This window comes from Enterobacter wuhouensis (assembly GCF_004331265.1).
GTDB classification, from domain to species: domain Bacteria; phylum Pseudomonadota; class Gammaproteobacteria; order Enterobacterales; family Enterobacteriaceae; genus Enterobacter; species Enterobacter wuhouensis.
The window spans coordinates 51,016-68,353 of sequence record NZ_SJOO01000014.1 but is presented as its reverse complement, the minus strand read 5'-3'; the positions used below and the strand labels follow the sequence as shown (position 1 = coordinate 68,353).

Sequence of the window (17,338 nt, the reverse complement as noted above, 5' to 3'; positions counted from 1 at the left end):
CGTGCCTTGAGTGGTATGGATTAGGCTCGCTATACTACCACGCTGTTATTCTCCCCTCCTGACTTTCATTGAGCGATCATTTATGCGTTTAAACCCCGGACAACAACAAGCCGTCGAATTTGTCACCGGACCCTGTCTGGTGCTGGCAGGTGCAGGATCCGGTAAAACCCGCGTGATCACCAACAAAATCGCCCATCTGATCCACAACTGCGGGTACCAGGCGCGCCACATTGCGGCGGTTACCTTTACCAATAAAGCGGCGCGTGAGATGAAAGAGCGTGTCGGCCAGACGCTGGGCCGTAAAGAGGCGCGCGGGCTGATGATCTCCACCTTCCACACGCTGGGGCTGGATATCATCAAACGCGAGTATGCGGCGCTGGGAATGAAGTCCAACTTCTCGCTGTTTGACGACACCGATCAGGTCGCATTGCTCAAAGAGCTTACCGAAGGGCTGATCGAGGATGACAAAGTTCTGCTGCAGCAGCTGATCTCGACGATCTCCAACTGGAAAAACGATCTCATGACGCCGGCCCAGGCTGCGGCGATCGCCAAAGGCGAACGGGATCGGATCTTCGCCCACTGCTACGGCCTGTACGATGCGCACATGAAAGCGTGCAACGTGCTGGATTTCGATGACCTGATCCTGCTGCCCACGCTGCTTCTGCAGCGCAATGAAGAGGTGCGCGAGCGCTGGCAGAATAAAATCCGCTACCTGCTGGTGGATGAGTATCAGGATACCAACACCAGCCAGTACGAGCTGGTGAAATTGCTGGTAGGGCAACGCGCGCGCTTTACCGTTGTGGGCGATGACGATCAGTCTATCTACTCCTGGCGCGGCGCGCGACCGCAAAACCTGGTCCTGCTGAGCAAGGATTTCCCGGCGCTGCAGGTGATCAAGCTGGAGCAAAACTACCGTTCATCCGGTCGAATACTGAAGGCGGCGAACATACTTATCGCCAACAACCCCCACGTGTTCGAGAAACGCCTGTTCTCCGAGCTGGGCTACGGGGCGGAGCTGAAGGTGCTTAGCGCCAACAATGAGGAGCATGAAGCCGAACGCGTTACCGGGGAGCTGATTGCCCACCACTTCGTCAACAAAACCGAATATAAGGATTACGCGATCCTCTATCGCGGCAACCATCAGTCGCGCGTCTTTGAAAAGATGCTGATGCAGAACCGTATTCCGTACAAAATTTCAGGCGGTACCTCGTTCTTCTCGCGTCCGGAAATTAAGGATCTGCTGGCCTATCTGCGCGTGCTGACCAACCCGGATGACGACAGCGCCTTCCTGCGCATCGTGAACACGCCGAAGCGCGAGATTGGCCCGGCGACGCTGCAAAAGCTCGGTGAATGGGCGATGACACGCAACAAAAGCATGTTTACCGCCAGCTTCGACATGGGGCTAAGCCAGACGCTGACCGGACGCGGCTATGACTCGTTAACCCGCTTTACCCACTGGCTGGGTGAGGTGCAGCGCCTGGCAGAACGCGAACCTGTGGCCGCCGTGCGTGATTTGATCCACGGTATTGATTACGAATCCTGGCTTTACGAAACCTCCGCCAGCCCGAAAGCGGCAGAGATGCGCATGAAAAACGTCAACCAGCTCTTTAGCTGGATGACCGAAATGCTGGAAGGCTCTGAGATCGACGAACCGATGACCCTGACGCAGGTGGTCACCCGCTTTACGCTGCGCGACATGATGGAGCGCGGCGAGAGCGAAGAGGAGGCCGATCAGGTTCAGCTGATGACCCTGCATGCGTCGAAAGGGCTGGAATTCCCCTACGTCTACCTGGTCGGGATGGAAGAGGGCCTGCTGCCGCACCAAAGCAGTATTGATGAAGATAACGTCGACGAAGAGCGCCGACTGGCCTACGTGGGCATCACCCGCGCCCAGAAAGAGCTGATCTTTACCCTGTGCAAAGAGCGCAGACAGTATGGCGAGCTGGTGCGCCCGGAGCCGAGTCGTTTCCTGCTGGAGCTACCGCAGGACGACCTCATATGGGAGCAAGAACGCAAAGCGATCACTGCTGAAGAGCGTATGCATAAAGGTCAGGCTAACGTAGCTAACATTCGCGCCATGCTGGCAAAAGCTAAAGAGAAGGGATAATTCAGAAGGCGTTGTAGGCCGGGTAAGCGCAGCGCCACCCGGCATTTTTCCCGCCCTTAATTTACCTCAAGCGGCCAGTGCACATAGCTCTGCCACTGACACTCCTGTTCGACCAGCTCTGCACCCAGCGGGTGGTTATCCATCCATTTTTTCGGCAGCGTCAGCGTAAGCTTCTCGTCTTCTGCCGCAAGCGTTATGGCAGGAAGAAGATCGTCTCGGCGGCGGTTGGCAAATAAAATCGCCAGGCGAAGTAAACGGCAAAGATGTTCAGCCACGCGCGGCGGAACGGCATTCTGCTGATGGAGCGAAGAGAGATCGACGGCGTTAGTCTGGTTCAGCAGAAGCGTTGCCAGAAGCTTTTTCTGCGCGGGGGTATAGCCTGGCAAATCGAGATTACGTACCAGCCAGGCCGCATGGAGAGGGGCTTGCTTGTACTCGACGCTCAGGCCAATTTCATGCAGCGCGCACGCACTGAGCAGTAAATCGCGGCTTAACGGTTCAATATCCCAGCAGTGTTTAACCTGATCGGCGAACAGCGACGCGAGTTGCCCTACGCGCTGTGCCTGATCGGTGTCTACGATAAAGCGGCGCTGCACGTTGCGCAGCGTACGGCTGCGGATATCCTGATCGACCGACAGATGCAGCATCCCGTAGACCAGACCTTCGCGCAGGGCGCCCCCGGCCAGGGTCATACACTGGATGTTCAGCTCGGTGAAAATGGCGATCAGAATGGCAAGCCCGCTTGGGAAAACCAGCGCGCGTTCCAGCGTGAGCCCTTCAATCTCAAGCTCTTCAAGACGACCGCACTGAATAGCGCGCTGCTTAAGCTGCTGGAGCTTGGGAAGCGTAATCCGCTCGTCCATCCCCTGCGCCATCATGATTTCCTGCAGTGCCTGTACCGTACCAGAGGCACCGACGCAGACCTTCCAGCCGTGGTAACGCAGTTTTTCCATCACCGGACGCAGCACGTCGCGTGCGGCATTTTCCGCCTCGTCGAAGTTCTCCTGGGCGAGATTTCGGTCGGTAAAGTAGCGTTCAAGCCAGGTTACGCAGCCCATCGACAGGCTGAACAGCGAGGTCGCCTGGGCGCCTGTGCCAGTAACAAGCTCGGTGCTTGCTCCGCCGATATCCACCACCAGGCGACGATCGTCACCCCCGGTAGTATGCGCAACGCCCTGATAAATCAGGCGCGCTTCCTCTTCGCCGCTGATGACCTGAACCGGACAGCCGAGGATTTCCTGCGCTTTGGCAATAAAATCGACGGCGTTAACCGCCAGGCGGAGCGTCGCTGTCGCGACAACGCGGATTTGCGCATGCGGGATATCCTGCAAGCGTTCTGCAAAGAGGCGCAGACACTGCCAGCCACGTTCCATGGCTTCGGGGGAAAGATGATTATCACTGCTCAGGCCCGCCGCGAGGCGGACCTTGCGCTTAATGCGCGTCAGCGTTTGTATGCTTCCCGCTACCTCACGCACAACCAGCATATGAAAACTATTAGAACCGAGATCAATTGCCGCATATAGCGAGGTAGAGGTGAGCATCATGTCTTAACCTGAACGACGACGATTGCGCGGCGGACCGGAACGACGCGGGCCATTGCCGGCGCGAGGGCGGGTAAGACGCTTAGGCGGCGGCAGTTCGCTTAACAGCGCTTCCGGGTTGTATTTGCTCTGCGGGATAGAGTGACCGATGTAGGTCTCAATGGCCGGAAGGTTCAGCGCATACTCTTCGCACGCAAGGCTAATAGAGTGACCGCTTGCACCTGCGCGACCGGTACGCCCGATACGGTGAACGTAGTCTTCGCAGTCGTCTGGCAGATCGTAGTTAAAGACGTGCGTTACGGCTGGAATATGCAGACCGCGTGCGGCGACGTCGGTTGCGACCAGAATATCGAGGTCGCCACGGGTAAATTCTTCAAGAATACGCAGGCGTTTTTTCTGCGCTACGTCGCCGGTCAGCAGGCCGACGCGGTGACCGTCTGCAGCCAGATGGCCCCAGATGTCTTCACAGCGGTGTTTAGTGTTCGCAAAAATAATGGCGCGATCTGGCCACTCTTCTTCGATCAGCGTCTGCAGCAGGCGCATTTTCTCTTCATTAGAAGGGTAGAAGAGCTCTTCTTTAATGCGGTGGCCGGTTTTCTGCTCGGGTTCCACTTCAACATATTCGGCGTTGTTCATTTGTTCAAACGCCAGCTCGCGAACGCGATAAGAAAGGGTTGCAGAGAACAGCATGTTCAGACGCTGGTTGGCAGCAGGCATGCGGCGGAACAACCAACGAATATCTTTAATGAAGCCCAGATCGTACATACGGTCCGCTTCATCCAGCACCACAACCTGGATTGCACCGAGGTTAATGTGATTCTGTTTGGCGTAATCAATCAGGCGACCGGTGGTGCCGATAAGGATATCTACACCGCTTTCCAGCACTTTCAGCTGCTTATCGTAGCCGTCGCCGCCATAGGCCAGGCCAAGCTTCAGGCCAGTCGCCTGAGCCAGAGGTTCCGCGTCTGCGTGGATCTGTACCGCCAGTTCTCGCGTCGGGGCCATAATTAGCGCGCGCGGCTGGTTAACGTTGCGGTCTGCAATCGCGGGGTGAGAAAGTAAATAATGAAACGTTGACGTTAAAAACGCCATCGTTTTGCCAGTACCGGTTTGCGCCTGCCCTGCAACATCGCGGCCGGCCAGCGTCAGCGGCAGGGCGAGAGCCTGAATGGGCGTGCAGTTATGAAACCCTTTTGTTTCAAGGGCTTCAATCACCTTTGGGTGCAGGGCGAAGTCGGAAAACTTCTGTTCTGTTAAGTGTGTTTTGCTCATAGTGCGTTAGAATATCAGCTTACTATTGCTTTACGAAAGCGTATCCGGTGAAATAAAGTCAACCTTTAGTTGGTTAATGCGACATCAACACGTCGTTGGTGGAGTCGAAACCAACGTACCAGGCTTATTCCTGTGGAGTTATATATGAGCGATAAAATTATTCACCTGACTGACGACAGTTTTGACACGGACGTACTTAAGGCTGACGGGCTGATCCTCGTCGATTTCTGGGCTGAATGGTGTGGTCCTTGCAAAATGATCGCCCCGATTCTGGATGAGATCGCTGACGAATATCAGGGCAAACTGACCGTTGCCAAACTGAACATCGACCAGAACCCGGGCACCGCGCCAAAATACGGTATCCGTGGCATTCCGACCCTGCTGCTGTTCAAGAACGGTGAAGTGGCGGCGACCAAAGTGGGCGCACTGTCCAAAGGTCAACTGAAAGAGTTCCTGGACGCTAACCTGGCGTAAGGTTTCTCGGCTGCGCGTCCAGAGCGCCTAAATTGTGTGGATCTCTGGACGCCCGGCTTTAGTCGTGCTAAGTTAGCTATGACTTCGTTTTAAACATATCTTGTTGTTTGAATCTTGTTTTACCCGATACTTCCCGTTGTTGACTTACACAGTGCGTGAAGTTGCTAGATTCCGGGCTTGTCACTCAATCCGTCTTGTCGTTTCAGTTCTGCGTTCTTTCCCTGTGACCAGACAGCGAACAGACATGAGTCGATGGCCGCTAAACAGGCATGGATGACCCTGCCATACCATTCACAACATTAAGTTCGAGTATCACCCCGAGTTTAAGAACCCACACCATTATGAATCTTACCGAATTAAAGAATACGCCGGTTTCTGAGCTGATCACTCTCGGCGAAAATATGGGGCTGGAAAACCAGGCTCGTATGCGCAAGCAGGACATCATTTTCGCCATCCTGAAGCAGCACGCTAAGAGTGGCGAAGATATCTTTGGCGACGGTGTGCTGGAGATATTGCAAGACGGATTTGGTTTCCTCCGCTCTGCAGACAGCTCCTACCTCGCCGGCCCTGACGACATCTACGTATCCCCTAGCCAAATCCGCCGTTTCAACCTCCGCACTGGTGACACCATTTCAGGTAAGATTCGTCCTCCAAAAGAGGGTGAACGCTACTTTGCGCTGTTGAAAGTTAACGAAGTTAACTACGACAAACCAGAAAACTCGCGCAATAAGATCCTGTTTGAGAACTTAACGCCGCTGCACGCGAACTCTCGCCTGCGCATGGAGCGTGGTAACGGTTCTACCGAAGACTTGACCGCTCGCGTTCTGGACCTGGCTTCGCCAATTGGTCGTGGTCAGCGTGGTCTTATTGTCGCGCCGCCGAAAGCGGGTAAAACCATGCTGCTGCAAAACATTGCGCAGAGCATCGCGTACAACCACCCAGACTGCGTGCTGATGGTGCTGCTGATTGACGAGCGTCCGGAAGAAGTGACCGAGATGCAGCGTCTGGTTAAAGGTGAAGTTGTGGCTTCTACCTTCGACGAACCGGCATCTCGTCACGTTCAGGTTGCGGAAATGGTTATCGAGAAGGCGAAACGCCTGGTTGAGCACAAGAAAGACGTGATCATCCTGCTCGACTCCATCACCCGTCTGGCGCGTGCCTACAACACCGTTGTTCCTGCGTCAGGTAAAGTGCTGACCGGTGGTGTGGACGCTAACGCCCTGCATCGTCCGAAGCGTTTCTTCGGTGCTGCACGTAACGTGGAAGAGGGCGGCAGCCTGACCATCATCGCGACGGCGCTGATTGATACCGGCTCCAAAATGGACGAGGTTATCTACGAAGAGTTTAAAGGTACAGGCAACATGGAACTGCACCTCTCTCGTAAAATCGCTGAAAAACGCGTCTTCCCGGCTATCGACTACAACCGTTCCGGTACCCGTAAAGAAGAGCTGCTCACCACGCAGGAAGAGCTGCAGAAAATGTGGATCCTGCGCAAAATCATCCATCCAATGGGTGAAATCGACGCAATGGAATTCCTCATCAATAAACTGGCGATGACCAAAACCAACGACGATTTCTTCGACATGATGAAACGCTCGTAACGCAAATAAAGCCAGCAAACGCCACGTTTTTACGTGGCGTTTTTCATTTATGGCTTATACGCTATAACCTCAGACTGCCAATTTTGACCAGCCGGTGCGACAATAAGATTATTCGCAGAGAAAAAACATTAATAGATTGAATAATAAACAAATGGGATTGTAAGAGGTGTGCTTTATGCCTTTAGGCGCGGCGCCTTCGTGGTTATACTTCCTTGACTAACTTTGTTGAGAACATCCATTGTGAACCTACTTGATACGTTTACTGAGCTAACCAGTATTTTTTTATTCACCACCTGCTTTTTGTTTCTGGCACGTAAGGTGGCGAAATATCTGGGGCTGGTGGATAAACCCAACTTCCGAAAACGCCATCAAGGCATGATCCCCCTGGTGGGCGGTATCTCCGTTTTTGCGGGCATCTGCTTTGCCTTCGCGATTGCTGATTATTATATTCCGCATGCCAGACTGTATCTAATTTGTGCGACGGTGCTGGTCGTGGTAGGGGCACTCGACGATCGTTATGACATCAGCGTCAAAATTCGCGCTTTTGTTCAGGCGGCGGTCGGTATCGCGATGATGGTGGTTGCAAAACTGCATCTCAGCAGTCTGGGCTACATCGTTGGCTCATGGGAGATGGTGCTTGGCCCGTTTGGCTATTTCCTTACCCTTTTTGCCGTGTGGGTTGCGATAAACGCGTTCAATATGGTGGATGGCATTGATGGCCTGCTGGGGGGACTCTCCTGCGTCTCATTTGCTGCTATCGGTATGATTTTGTGGTTTGATGGGCAATACAGTCTCGCCATGTGGTGTTTCGCTATGATTGCCGCCATTCTGCCTTATATCCTGTTGAATCTTGGTGTGCTTGGGCGTCGCTACAAAGTCTTCATGGGCGATGCGGGCAGCACGCTTATTGGATTTACCATCATCTGGATCTTGCTTGAAACCACGCAGGGTAAGGTTCATCCAATTAGCCCGGTAACTGCGCTATGGATCATTGCCATTCCGCTAATGGATATGGTGGCAATTATGTATCGCCGCCTGCGTAAAGGGATGAGTCCTTTCTCAGCCGACCGACAGCATATTCATCATTTGATCATGCGAGCAGGATTTACTTCCCGTCAGGCTTTTGTGCTTATTACGCTGGCGGCTGCTATTCTTGCGGGGATTGGCGTGGCAGCGGAATATGCCCACTTTATTCCTGAGTGGGTTATGTTGGTATTGTTCTTGCTTGCGTTTTCCCTGTATGGCTATTGCATTAAACGCGCCTGGAAAGTTGCGCGTTTCGTTAAGCGTATCAAGCGCAGGATGCGTCGAAATAGTGGCAATAATCCAACTTTAACTAAATAAACTGGGATTGTGATGACTCAACCGTTGGCGGGAGCAAAATCAGAGATGACCGAAAATGAGCTGGATATTCGTGGCTTGTTTCGCGTGTTATGGGCAGGCAAGCTGTGGATTGCTGGGGTCGCAATAGGCTTTGCGCTTGTTGCGCTCGCCTACACCTTCTTTGCAAAACAAGAGTGGAGCGCCACGGCGATCGCTGACAGACCAACGGTTAATATGCTGGGCGGGTACTACTCGCAGCAGCAGTTCTTGCGTAATCTGGATATCAAAGCCAATCTCGCTACGCCCGATCAAGCATCCGTCATGGATGAAGCCTACAAAGAGTTCGTGATGCAGCTTGCGTCCTGGGATACCCGTCGTGATTTCTGGAATCAGACGGACTATTACAAGCAGCGCATGGCGGGTAACAGTAAAGCAGATGCCGCTCTTCTGGATGACATGATTAACAATATCCAGTTTATGCCGGGTGATGCGCTTCGCAACATAAACGATAGCGTGAAGCTAATCGCTGAAACCGCGCCAGATGCCAACAACCTGCTGCGTCAGTATGTCGCCTTTGCCAGCCAGCGTGCGGCGAGCCATCTGAACGATGAGCTTAAAGGCGCATGGGCTGCCCGTACGATTCAGATGAAAGCCCAGGTGAAACGGCAGGAAGAGGTGGCTAAGGCCATTTTCAACCGCCGCGTGCACAACATTGAGCAGGCGCTGAAAATTGCGGAACAACACAATATCTCCCGCAGTGAGACGGATGTTCCGGCTGATGAACTGCCTGATTCCGAAATGTTCCTGCTTGGTCGCCCAATGCTGCAGGCGCGTCTGGAAAACCTCCAGGCCGTAGGCCCGGACTTTGATCTCGACTACGATCAAAACCGCGCCATGCTGAACACGCTGAACGTAGGGCCGACATTGGATTCCCGTTTTCAGACCTATCGTTATTTAAGAACGCCTGAAGAACCTGTAAAACGCGATAGTCCGCGCCGCGCATTCCTGATGATTATGTGGGGAATTGTGGGTGCACTGATCGGCGCTGGCGTGGCGTTAACGCGTCGCCGCACACACTGAGAACGCCGTCTACGATGAAGGCTGCGGCCTTCATCGCTTAATCGAAGAGAATCGATGTGAAAGTACTTACCGTATTTGGCACCAGGCCGGAGGCCATAAAGATGGCGCCTCTGGTTCATGCGCTGGCCAGAGATCCTGATATTGAAGCGAAGGTATGCGTTACTGCTCAGCATCGGGAGATGCTCGATCAGGTCTTGTCTCTCTTTTCTATCGTCCCGGATTACGATCTCAATATTATGAAGCCGGGACAAGGATTAACGGAGATCACCTGCCGTATTCTGGAAGGGTTAAAGCCTATTCTGGAATCGTTTAAACCAGACGTCGTGCTGGTGCATGGCGACACCACTACAACGGTTGCCACAAGCCTGGCCGCATTTTACCAGCGTATCCCCGTGGGGCACGTTGAGGCCGGTTTACGCACCGGCAACCTTTACTCGCCGTGGCCGGAAGAGGCTAACCGTACGCTCACCGGGCATCTGGCGATGTACCACTTCGCGCCTACGGAAAACTCGCGTCAGAACCTGCTGCAAGAAAATATCGCCGATAACAAAATCTTTGTGACCGGGAATACGGTGATTGACGCCCTGATTTGGGTGCGTGACCGTGTGCTGGCGAATACCGATCTTCAGGCGAAACTTGCCGCGCGTTACCCGTTCCTGAACAACGGTAAGAAGACGATTCTGGTGACGGGCCACCGTCGCGAAAGCTTTGGCCGTGGCTTTGAGCAAATCTGCCACGCGCTGGCTGAAATCGCGGCGCAGAATGAAGATGTGCAGATTGTCTATCCGGTGCATCTTAACCCTAACGTCAGCGAGCCGGTTAACCGCATCCTCGGCCATGTCGACAACGTCCTGCTGATTGAACCACAGGACTACATGCCGTTTGTCTGGCTGATGAACCACGCCTGGCTGATCCTCACCGATTCCGGCGGCATTCAAGAAGAGGCGCCTTCCCTCGGCAAGCCCGTGCTGGTGATGCGTGAAACGACCGAACGCCCGGAAGCGGTTACCGCGGGCACGGTGCGTCTGGTGGGTACGGACACGCAGCGTATCGTCGACGAGGTCACGCGCCTGCTGCACGATGACGAAGAATATCAGGCGATGAGCCGGGCCCATAACCCGTACGGTGATGGGCAGGCTTGTGGCCGTATTTTGCATGCACTTAAACACAATCGGGTATCGCTATGAGTTTTACTACCATTTCTGTCGTGGGTCTTGGCTATATTGGACTGCCTACTGCGGCTGCCTTTGCTTCTCGTCAAAAGCAGGTTGTGGGCGTGGACATCAACGCGCGAGCGGTAGAAACCATTAACCGCGGCGAAATTCATATCGTAGAGCCCGATCTCGACCGCGTGGTGAAAAAAGCGGTGGAGGGGGGATTCCTGCGCGCCAGTACCACCCCGGTTGAAGCCGATGCATATCTGATTGCGGTTCCAACGCCGTTTAAAGGCGAGCACGAGCCGGACATGGTTTACGTTGAGGCGGCGGCGAAATCTATCGCCCCTGTCCTGAAGAAAGGGGCGCTGGTCATTCTGGAATCCACGTCGCCAGTGGGCGCCACCGAACAGATGGCGCAGTGGCTGGCGGAGGCGCGCCCTGATTTAAGCTTCCCGCAGCAGGCGGGAGAGCAGGCCGATATTAATATCGCCTACTGCCCGGAGCGCGTTCTGCCAGGCCAGGTAATGGTCGAACTGATTAAAAACGATCGCGTGATCGGCGGCATGACCCCGGTCTGCTCCGCGCGCGCCAGCGAGCTGTACAAAATTTTCCTCGAAGGCGAATGCGTAGTGACCAACTCCCGCACCGCTGAAATGTGCAAACTGACGGAAAACAGCTTCCGCGACGTCAACATCGCCTTTGCGAACGAACTGTCGCTGATTTGCGCCGATCGGGGGATTAACGTCTGGGAATTGATTCGCCTTGCGAATCGCCATCCGCGCGTCAACATTCTCCAGCCCGGCCCTGGCGTTGGGGGGCACTGTATCGCCGTCGACCCGTGGTTTATCGTGGCGCAAAATCCGAAGCAGGCCCGTCTGATCCGCACCGCGCGCGAAGTTAACGACAGTAAGCCGCACTGGGTGTTGAACCAGGTAAAAGCCACGGTCGCAGACTGCCTGGCCGAGAGCGGCAAACGCGCCAGCGAGCTGAAAATTGCCTGCTTTGGCCTGGCCTTTAAGCCAAACATCGACGATCTGCGCGAAAGTCCGGCGATGGAAATTGCCGGGATGATTGCCGAGTGGCACAAGGGCGAAACGCAGGTGGTTGAGCCGAATATTCACGCGCTGCCCGCAAAGCTGGCGGGGCACTGCACGCTTACCGCTCTTGATGATGCGCTGGCAACGGCGGACGTTCTGGTACTGCTGGTGGATCATAACGCCTTCAAAGCCATCCCTGGCGATGCGGTATCTCAGCAGTATGTGGTGGATACGAAGGGTGTGTGGCGTTGAGTCAACTCAATGGCGTGCTTGAACCTCTGGAATGGGAGAGTGCTTTCTTCGGCCTGCCTTCTGCCATCGTTCGCCTGAGCGACGACGCTCCTGTCATGACGGAAGCCGACTTTGCGGCCTGGCAACGCGTGCAGGCGAAGGTTCCGGCAAGCCGAGTTGACGTGCTGGATGCGCTCCAGCAGCACGGGTTTCGGCTGGTTGAAGGCGAGGTTGACCTCTCCATCGCGCTAACCCGACATGTTTCAGCTGGCGCGGAGGTAGCAACCGAGCAGGATATCCCGGCGCTCCGGCAGCTTGCCGCGCAGGCGTTTTCCCGGAGCCGTTTTCGCGCGCCCTGGTACGCGCCAGAGGACAGCGGCCGTTTTTACGCCCAATGGATTGAGAACGCGGTCAAAGGAACATTCGACCACGTCTGCCTGGTTTTCCGTGCAGCAGATGGCCAGATTCAGGGATTTGTGTCGCTTCGCAAGCTCAGCGAGCATGAGGCGCGCATTGGCCTGCTCGCCGGGCGCGGCATGGGCGAGAAACTTATGCAGGCGGCGCTACGCTGGGCACAGCAGCAGCAGCTTACCACTTTGCGCGTGGGAACCCAGATGGGCAATACCGCCGCACTTAAACGTTATATTGCGAGTGGCGCCAACGTAGAAGCCACCGCTTACTGGCTATACAGGTGACAAGATGATCCCATTTAACGCACCACCCGTCGTCGGAACCGAACTCGACTATATGCAGTCTGCCATGGGCAGCGGCAAGCTCTGTGGCGACGGCGGTTTTACGCGCCGCTGCCAGCAGTGGATGGAACAGCGTTTTCACAGCGCCAAAGTGCTGCTGACGCCGTCCTGTACGGCATCTCTGGAGATGGCGGCGCTGCTGCTGGACATCCAGCCCGGCGATGAAGTGATTATGCCAAGCTACACCTTCGTCTCCACGGCGAATGCGTTTGTCCTGCGCGGAGCGAAAATCGTCTTTGTCGATGTGCGTCCGGATACCATGAATATCGATGAAACGCTGATTGAAGCCGCGATCACCGAGAAAACACGTGCGATTGTCCCGGTTCACTACGCGGGCGTCGCCTGTGAAATGGACACCATCATGGCGATCGCCAAAAAGCATGACCTGTTTGTGGTGGAAGATGCCGCGCAGGGCGTAATGTCCACCTACAAAGGGCGCGCGCTGGGAACCATCGGCCATATCGGCTGCTTTAGCTTCCACGAAACCAAAAACTACACCGCAGGCGGTGAGGGCGGCGCGACGTTGATTAACGATCGTGCGCTGGTGGAACGTGCCGAGGTGATCCGTGAGAAAGGCACTAACCGCAGCCAGTTCTTCCGCGGTCAGGTCGACAAATATACCTGGCGCGATATTGGCTCAAGCTACCTGATGGCGGATCTGCAGGCGGCCTACCTGTGGGCGCAGCTGGAGGCCGCAGAGCGTATTAATCTGCAGCGCCTGTCCCTGTGGCAGACCTACTACGACGCGCTGGAGCCGCTGGCAAAAGCGGGGCGCATTGAGCTGCCAACCCTTCCGGCTGATTGCGTCCACAATGCCCATATGTTCTACATTAAGCTGCGCGATAACGACGATCGCAGCGAGCTGATTGCCTGGCTGAAAGAGGCCGAGATCATGGCGGTGTTCCACTATATTCCCCTGCACTCAAGCCCGGCCGGTGAGGCGTTTGGCGTGTTTGCGGGCGAAGATCGCTACACTACAAAAGAAAGTGAGCGTTTGCTTCGCTTGCCACTGTTCTACAACCTCGCGCCTGTTAATCAGCGCACGGTGATTAATACCCTTCTGAGTTATTTCGGCTGATATGTCTCTGGCGAAAGCATCGGTGTGGACGGCGGCGTCCACGCTCGTAAAAATTGGCGCCGGGCTGCTGGTCGTCAAGCTGCTGGCCGTCTCATTTGGCCCCTCAGGCGTCGGGCTGGCGGGCAATTTCCGTCAGCTGGTCACCGTGTTAGGCGTGTTAGCCGGCGCCGGGATCTTCAACGGCGTCACCAAATACGTAGCCCAATATCACGACGATCCGGCCCGGCTGCGCAACGTGGTCGGCACGTCATCGGCTATGGTGTTGGGCTTCTCGACGCTGTTGGCCGTTGTCTTTTTGCTGGCTGCAGCGCCAATTAGCCAGGGGCTGTTTGGACATACGCATTATCAGGGGCTGGTGCGCCTGGTTGCCCTCGTCCAGATGGGCATCGCCTGGGCGAACCTGCTGCTGGCGTTAATGAAAGGCTTCCGCGATGCTGCCGGGAACGCCCTTGCGTTGATTCTGGGCAGCATCATCGGCGTTATTGCCTATTACGTTTGCTATCGTCTGGGCGGCTATGAGGGCGCGTTGCTGGGGCTGGCGCTGGTGCCAGCATTGGTGGTTGTGCCTGCTGCGTTTATGCTGATGCGCAGAGGCGTTATCCCCCTAAGCTACCTCAAGCCGCAGTGGGACAAAGTGTTGGCCAGCCAGTTAGGGAAATTTACCCTGATGGCGCTCATTACGTCGGTCACCCTTCCGGTGGCCTATGTGATGATGCGAAACCTGCTGGCGGCGCATTACAGCTGGGATGAAGTGGGGATCTGGCAGGGCGTGAGCAGCATTTCAGATGCCTACCTCCAGTTTATAACGGCTTCCTTTAGCGTCTATTTGCTGCCAACCTTATCGCGGCTGACCGTAAAAAAGGATATTACCCGCGAGATTATCCGCTCCCTGCGGTTTGTGCTTCCTGCCGTGGCAGCGGCCAGTTTTACCGTTTGGCTACTGCGCGACGTCGCCATCTGGCTGCTCTTCTCGGCGAAGTTTACCGCCATGCGCGATTTGTTTGCCTGGCAGCTGGTGGGTGATGTGCTGAAAGTAGGCGCTTACGTTTTCGGCTATCTGGTGATAGCGAAAGCCTCGCTGCGGTTGTATATCCTGGCGGAAATTAGCCAGTTTACGCTGCTGACGGCGTTCTCCCACTGGCTAATCCCCGGGCACGGTGCGCTAGGGGCTGCTCAGGCCTATATGGCGACCTATATTGTTTATTTCGCTGCCTGTTGCGGCGTATTTTTACTTTGGCGTAAACGCGCATGACTGCACTGATTCACATACTGGGATCGGACATCCCACACCATAACCAGACCGTTTTACGGTTCTTCAACGATGAACTGGCATCCGGCACAGCCGACGCGCGCGAGTTTATGGTTGCAGGCCAGGACAACGGCCTGAGCGCGACGTGTCCGATGCTCAACATCCGCTTCTGGCCAGATAAAGCCGCGCTGGCGAAGGCGGTTGTGGAAAAAGCGAAAGCAGACCGTGAGCAGCGCTTCTTCTTCCACGGACAGTTTAATACCGGCCTGTGGCTGGCGCTGCTGAGCGGCGGGATCAAGCCTTCCCAGTGCAGCTGGCATATCTGGGGCGCAGACCTCTACGAAGTCTCCCGCGGCTTGAAATTCCGCCTCTTCTACCCGCTGCGCCGCATGGCCCAGGGGCGTGTAGGCTGCGTATTCGCAACCCGTGGCGATCTCAACTACTTTGCAAAGCAACATCCCAGCGTACACGGTGAGCTGCTCTATTTCCCGACGCGCATGAACCCTGCGCTGAACAACATGGCTGACGATACGCCGCGCGAGGGTAAACTGATGATTCTGATCGGTAACTCCGGGGATCGCAGCAATGAGCACGTGGCGGCGCTTCGGGCGGTACATCAGCAGTTTGGCGACACGGTAAAAGTGGTTGTGCCCATGGGCTATCCGGCCAACAACGACGCTTACATTGATGAAGTTCGCCAGCAGGGGCTTGCGCTATTCAGCGCTGAGAACGTGCAAATATTGCAGAATAAGCTGGAGTTTGATGACTATCTGGCGCTGCTGAGAACGTGCGATCTGGGCTATTTTATCTTTGCCCGTCAGCAGGGAATTGGTACGTTATGTCTGCTGATCCAGGCGGGTGTTCCGTGCGTGCTCAACCGCGAAAACCCGTTCTGGCAGGATATGACCGAGCAGCACATTCCGGTGCTGTTTACCACGGATACGCTGAATGTCGCGGTGGTGCGTGAAGCGCAGCGGCAGCTTGCGCTGGTGGACAAAAGTGCCATCGATTTCTTTAGCCCGAACTACCTCACGCCGTGGCATCGCGCGCTGCGTATCGCTGCAGGAGAAAACGCATGAGCCAGTTGCAATTCAGCGGCTTGTTGGTGGTTTGGCTACTGAGCACGTTATTTATCGCCACGCTGACCTGGTTCGAATTCCGCCGCGTGCGTTTCAATTTTAACGTGTTCTTCTCGTTACTTTTCCTTTTGACCTTCTTCTTCGGCTTCCCGCTGACCAGCATTCTGGTTTTCCGCTTTGATGTTGCGGTCGCGCCGCCGGAGATCCTGCTGCAGGCGCTGCTTTCCGCGACCTGCTTCTATGCGGTGTACTACGTTACCTACAAAACGCGGCTACGTTCAGCGAAAGCGGCCGGGCCACGGCGACCGCTGTTCACCATGAACCGGGTGGAGACGCATCTGACGTGGGTGATGCTGATGGCTATCGCGCTGGTGAGCGTGGGCATCTTCTTCATGCACAACGGATTCCTGCTGTTCAAGCTGCAGTCCTACAGCCAGATCTTCTCTGCCGAAGTCTCAGGGGTGGCGCTCAAGCGTTTCTTCTACTTCTTCATTCCGGCGATGCTGGTGATTTTCTTCCTGCGTCAGGACAGCAAAGCCTGGCTGTTCTTCCTGGTCAGCACCGTCGCGTTCGGTATTTTAACCTACATGATTGTGGGCGGTACGCGCGCTAACATCATCATCGCCTTTGCGATCTTCCTGTTTATCGGCATTATTCGCGGGTGGATCTCCCTGTGGATGCTGGTCGCTGCAGGCGTATTTGGCATTGTGGGGATGTTCTGGCTGGCGCTGAAGCGCTACGGGTTAAACGTTGCCGGTGATGAAGCGTTTTACACCTTCCTGTACCTCACGCGCGACACCTTCTCGCCGTGGGAAAATCTGGCCTTGCTGCTGCAAAACTACGACAAAATCGACTTCCAGGGTCTGGCACCTATTGTGCGAGACTTCTACGTCTTTATCCCGACCTGGCTGTGGCCCGATCGTCCGGGTGTCGTACTTAATACGGCGAACTACTTTACCTGGGAAGTGCTGAACAACCATTCCGGCCTGGCGATTTCACCGACGCTGATCGGTTCGCTGGTCGTGATGGGTGGGACCTGGTTTATCCTTCCCGGCGCGGTTGCCGTTGGATTGATTATTAAGTGGTTCGACTGGCTTTATCAGCGGGGTAACGAAGAGGCAAACCGCTACAAGGCTGCCATTTTGCACAGTTTCTGTTTTGGTGCCATTTTCAATATGATCGTGCTGGCGCGCGAGGGGCTGGATTCGTTCGTTTCCCGCGTCGTTTTCTTTATAGTCGTTTTCGGCGTCTGCCTGCTGCTGGCCAAGCTGCTGTACTGGCTGTTTGACAGCGCGGGGCTTGTACACAAGCGCGAGCCACAGGGCAGCAGAACGCTGTCGCAAGTCTGAGTAAGGAA

Annotated in this window: 14 protein-coding genes; 12 read left to right on the top strand and 2 right to left on the bottom strand. The window is 55.3% G+C overall.

Annotated features, from left to right (window positions below; all coding sequences use genetic code 11):
- Nucleotides 1–82: 82 nt before the first annotated feature.
- The gene (rep, locus tag E0L20_RS21415) at nt 83–2,107 is read left to right on the top strand and encodes a DNA helicase Rep (RefSeq protein WP_131635710.1); all 2,025 of its coding nucleotides are present in this window, start codon (nt 83–85) and stop codon (nt 2,105–2,107) included.
- Between the two features lie 56 nt (nt 2,108–2,163).
- Here the strand turns inward: rep and gppA are convergent, their stop codons facing one another.
- Nucleotides 2,164–3,648, bottom strand: coding sequence for a guanosine-5'-triphosphate,3'-diphosphate diphosphatase (gene gppA, locus E0L20_RS21410; RefSeq protein ID WP_131635721.1), 1,485 nt, complete (start codon nt 3,646–3,648; stop codon nt 2,164–2,166).
- 6 nt (nt 3,649–3,654) lie between these two features.
- Nucleotides 3,655–4,920, bottom strand: a complete 1,266-nt coding sequence (gene rhlB, locus E0L20_RS21405) for an ATP-dependent RNA helicase RhlB (protein ID WP_131635709.1) — start codon at nt 4,918–4,920, stop codon at nt 3,655–3,657.
- Between the two features lie 144 nt (nt 4,921–5,064).
- On the opposite strand from rhlB, the gene trxA reads away from it, so the two are divergent.
- From trxA to wzyE, 11 genes are all read left to right on the top strand, one after another.
- On the top strand, nt 5,065–5,394 hold the full coding sequence (gene trxA / locus E0L20_RS21400; RefSeq protein WP_006179218.1) for a thioredoxin TrxA: 330 nt from the start codon (nt 5,065–5,067) through the stop codon (nt 5,392–5,394).
- A gap of 341 nt (nt 5,395–5,735) precedes the next feature.
- The gene (gene rho, locus E0L20_RS21395; protein ID WP_001054528.1) at nt 5,736–6,995 is read left to right on the top strand and encodes a transcription termination factor Rho; all 1,260 of its coding nucleotides are present in this window, start codon (nt 5,736–5,738) and stop codon (nt 6,993–6,995) included.
- Nucleotides 6,996–7,235: 240 nt separating this feature from the next.
- A complete protein-coding gene (wecA, locus tag E0L20_RS21390; protein ID WP_131635708.1) occupies nt 7,236–8,339 on the top strand; it encodes a UDP-N-acetylglucosamine--undecaprenyl-phosphate N-acetylglucosaminephosphotransferase in 1,104 nt (367 codons plus the stop codon).
- Between the two features lie 12 nt (nt 8,340–8,351).
- Nucleotides 8,352–9,398 carry an ECA polysaccharide chain length modulation protein gene (wzzE, locus tag E0L20_RS21385; protein ID WP_131635707.1) on the top strand — a complete coding sequence of 349 codons (1,047 nt, stop codon included), beginning with the start codon at nt 8,352–8,354 and terminating at the stop codon, nt 9,396–9,398.
- Nucleotides 9,399–9,454: 56 nt separating this feature from the next.
- A complete protein-coding gene (gene wecB / locus E0L20_RS21380) occupies nt 9,455–10,585 on the top strand; it encodes a non-hydrolyzing UDP-N-acetylglucosamine 2-epimerase (protein WP_131635706.1) in 1,131 nt (376 codons plus the stop codon).
- Nucleotides 10,582–11,844 carry a UDP-N-acetyl-D-mannosamine dehydrogenase gene (gene wecC / locus E0L20_RS21375; RefSeq protein ID WP_131635705.1) on the top strand — a complete coding sequence of 421 codons (1,263 nt, stop codon included), beginning with the start codon at nt 10,582–10,584 and terminating at the stop codon, nt 11,842–11,844. The genes wecB and wecC overlap by 4 nt, the downstream gene beginning before the upstream one ends.
- Nucleotides 11,841–12,518, top strand: coding sequence for a dTDP-4-amino-4,6-dideoxy-D-galactose acyltransferase (rffC, locus tag E0L20_RS21370; RefSeq protein ID WP_131635704.1), 678 nt, complete (start codon nt 11,841–11,843; stop codon nt 12,516–12,518). Before wecC ends, rffC begins: the two co-directional genes overlap by 4 nt.
- A 4-nt stretch (nt 12,519–12,522) precedes the next feature.
- The gene (gene rffA, locus E0L20_RS21365) at nt 12,523–13,653 is read left to right on the top strand and encodes a dTDP-4-amino-4,6-dideoxygalactose transaminase (RefSeq protein ID WP_131635703.1); all 1,131 of its coding nucleotides are present in this window, start codon (nt 12,523–12,525) and stop codon (nt 13,651–13,653) included.
- A gap of 1 nt (nt 13,654) precedes the next feature.
- A complete protein-coding gene (wzxE, locus tag E0L20_RS21360; RefSeq protein WP_131635702.1) occupies nt 13,655–14,905 on the top strand; it encodes a lipid III flippase WzxE in 1,251 nt (416 codons plus the stop codon).
- Nucleotides 14,902–15,981 carry a TDP-N-acetylfucosamine:lipid II N-acetylfucosaminyltransferase gene (locus E0L20_RS21355; protein WP_131635701.1) on the top strand — a complete coding sequence of 360 codons (1,080 nt, stop codon included), beginning with the start codon at nt 14,902–14,904 and terminating at the stop codon, nt 15,979–15,981. Before wzxE ends, E0L20_RS21355 begins: the two co-directional genes overlap by 4 nt.
- The gene (gene wzyE, locus E0L20_RS21350) at nt 15,978–17,330 is read left to right on the top strand and encodes an ECA oligosaccharide polymerase (protein ID WP_131635700.1); all 1,353 of its coding nucleotides are present in this window, start codon (nt 15,978–15,980) and stop codon (nt 17,328–17,330) included. Before E0L20_RS21355 ends, wzyE begins: the two co-directional genes overlap by 4 nt.
- The last annotated feature ends 8 nt before the right edge of the window (nt 17,331–17,338 follow it).

Coding starts and splice junctions, on each gene's coding strand:
- rep (WP_131635710.1), top strand. CDS start 83: ATGCGTTTAAACCCCGGACAACAACAAGCCGTCGAATTTGTCACCGGA.
- gppA (WP_131635721.1), bottom strand. CDS start 3,648: ATGCTCACCTCTACCTCGCTATATGCGGCAATTGATCTCGGTTCTAAT.
- rhlB (WP_131635709.1), bottom strand. CDS start 4,920: ATGAGCAAAACACACTTAACAGAACAGAAGTTTTCCGACTTCGCCCTG.
- trxA (WP_006179218.1), top strand. CDS start 5,065: ATGAGCGATAAAATTATTCACCTGACTGACGACAGTTTTGACACGGAC.
- rho (WP_001054528.1), top strand. CDS start 5,736: ATGAATCTTACCGAATTAAAGAATACGCCGGTTTCTGAGCTGATCACT.
- wzzE (WP_131635707.1), top strand. CDS start 8,352: ATGACTCAACCGTTGGCGGGAGCAAAATCAGAGATGACCGAAAATGAG.
- wecC (WP_131635705.1), top strand. CDS start 10,582: ATGAGTTTTACTACCATTTCTGTCGTGGGTCTTGGCTATATTGGACTG.
- rffA (WP_131635703.1), top strand. CDS start 12,523: ATGATCCCATTTAACGCACCACCCGTCGTCGGAACCGAACTCGACTAT.
- wzxE (WP_131635702.1), top strand. CDS start 13,655: ATGTCTCTGGCGAAAGCATCGGTGTGGACGGCGGCGTCCACGCTCGTA.
- E0L20_RS21355 (WP_131635701.1), top strand. CDS start 14,902: ATGACTGCACTGATTCACATACTGGGATCGGACATCCCACACCATAAC.
- wzyE (WP_131635700.1), top strand. CDS start 15,978: ATGAGCCAGTTGCAATTCAGCGGCTTGTTGGTGGTTTGGCTACTGAGC.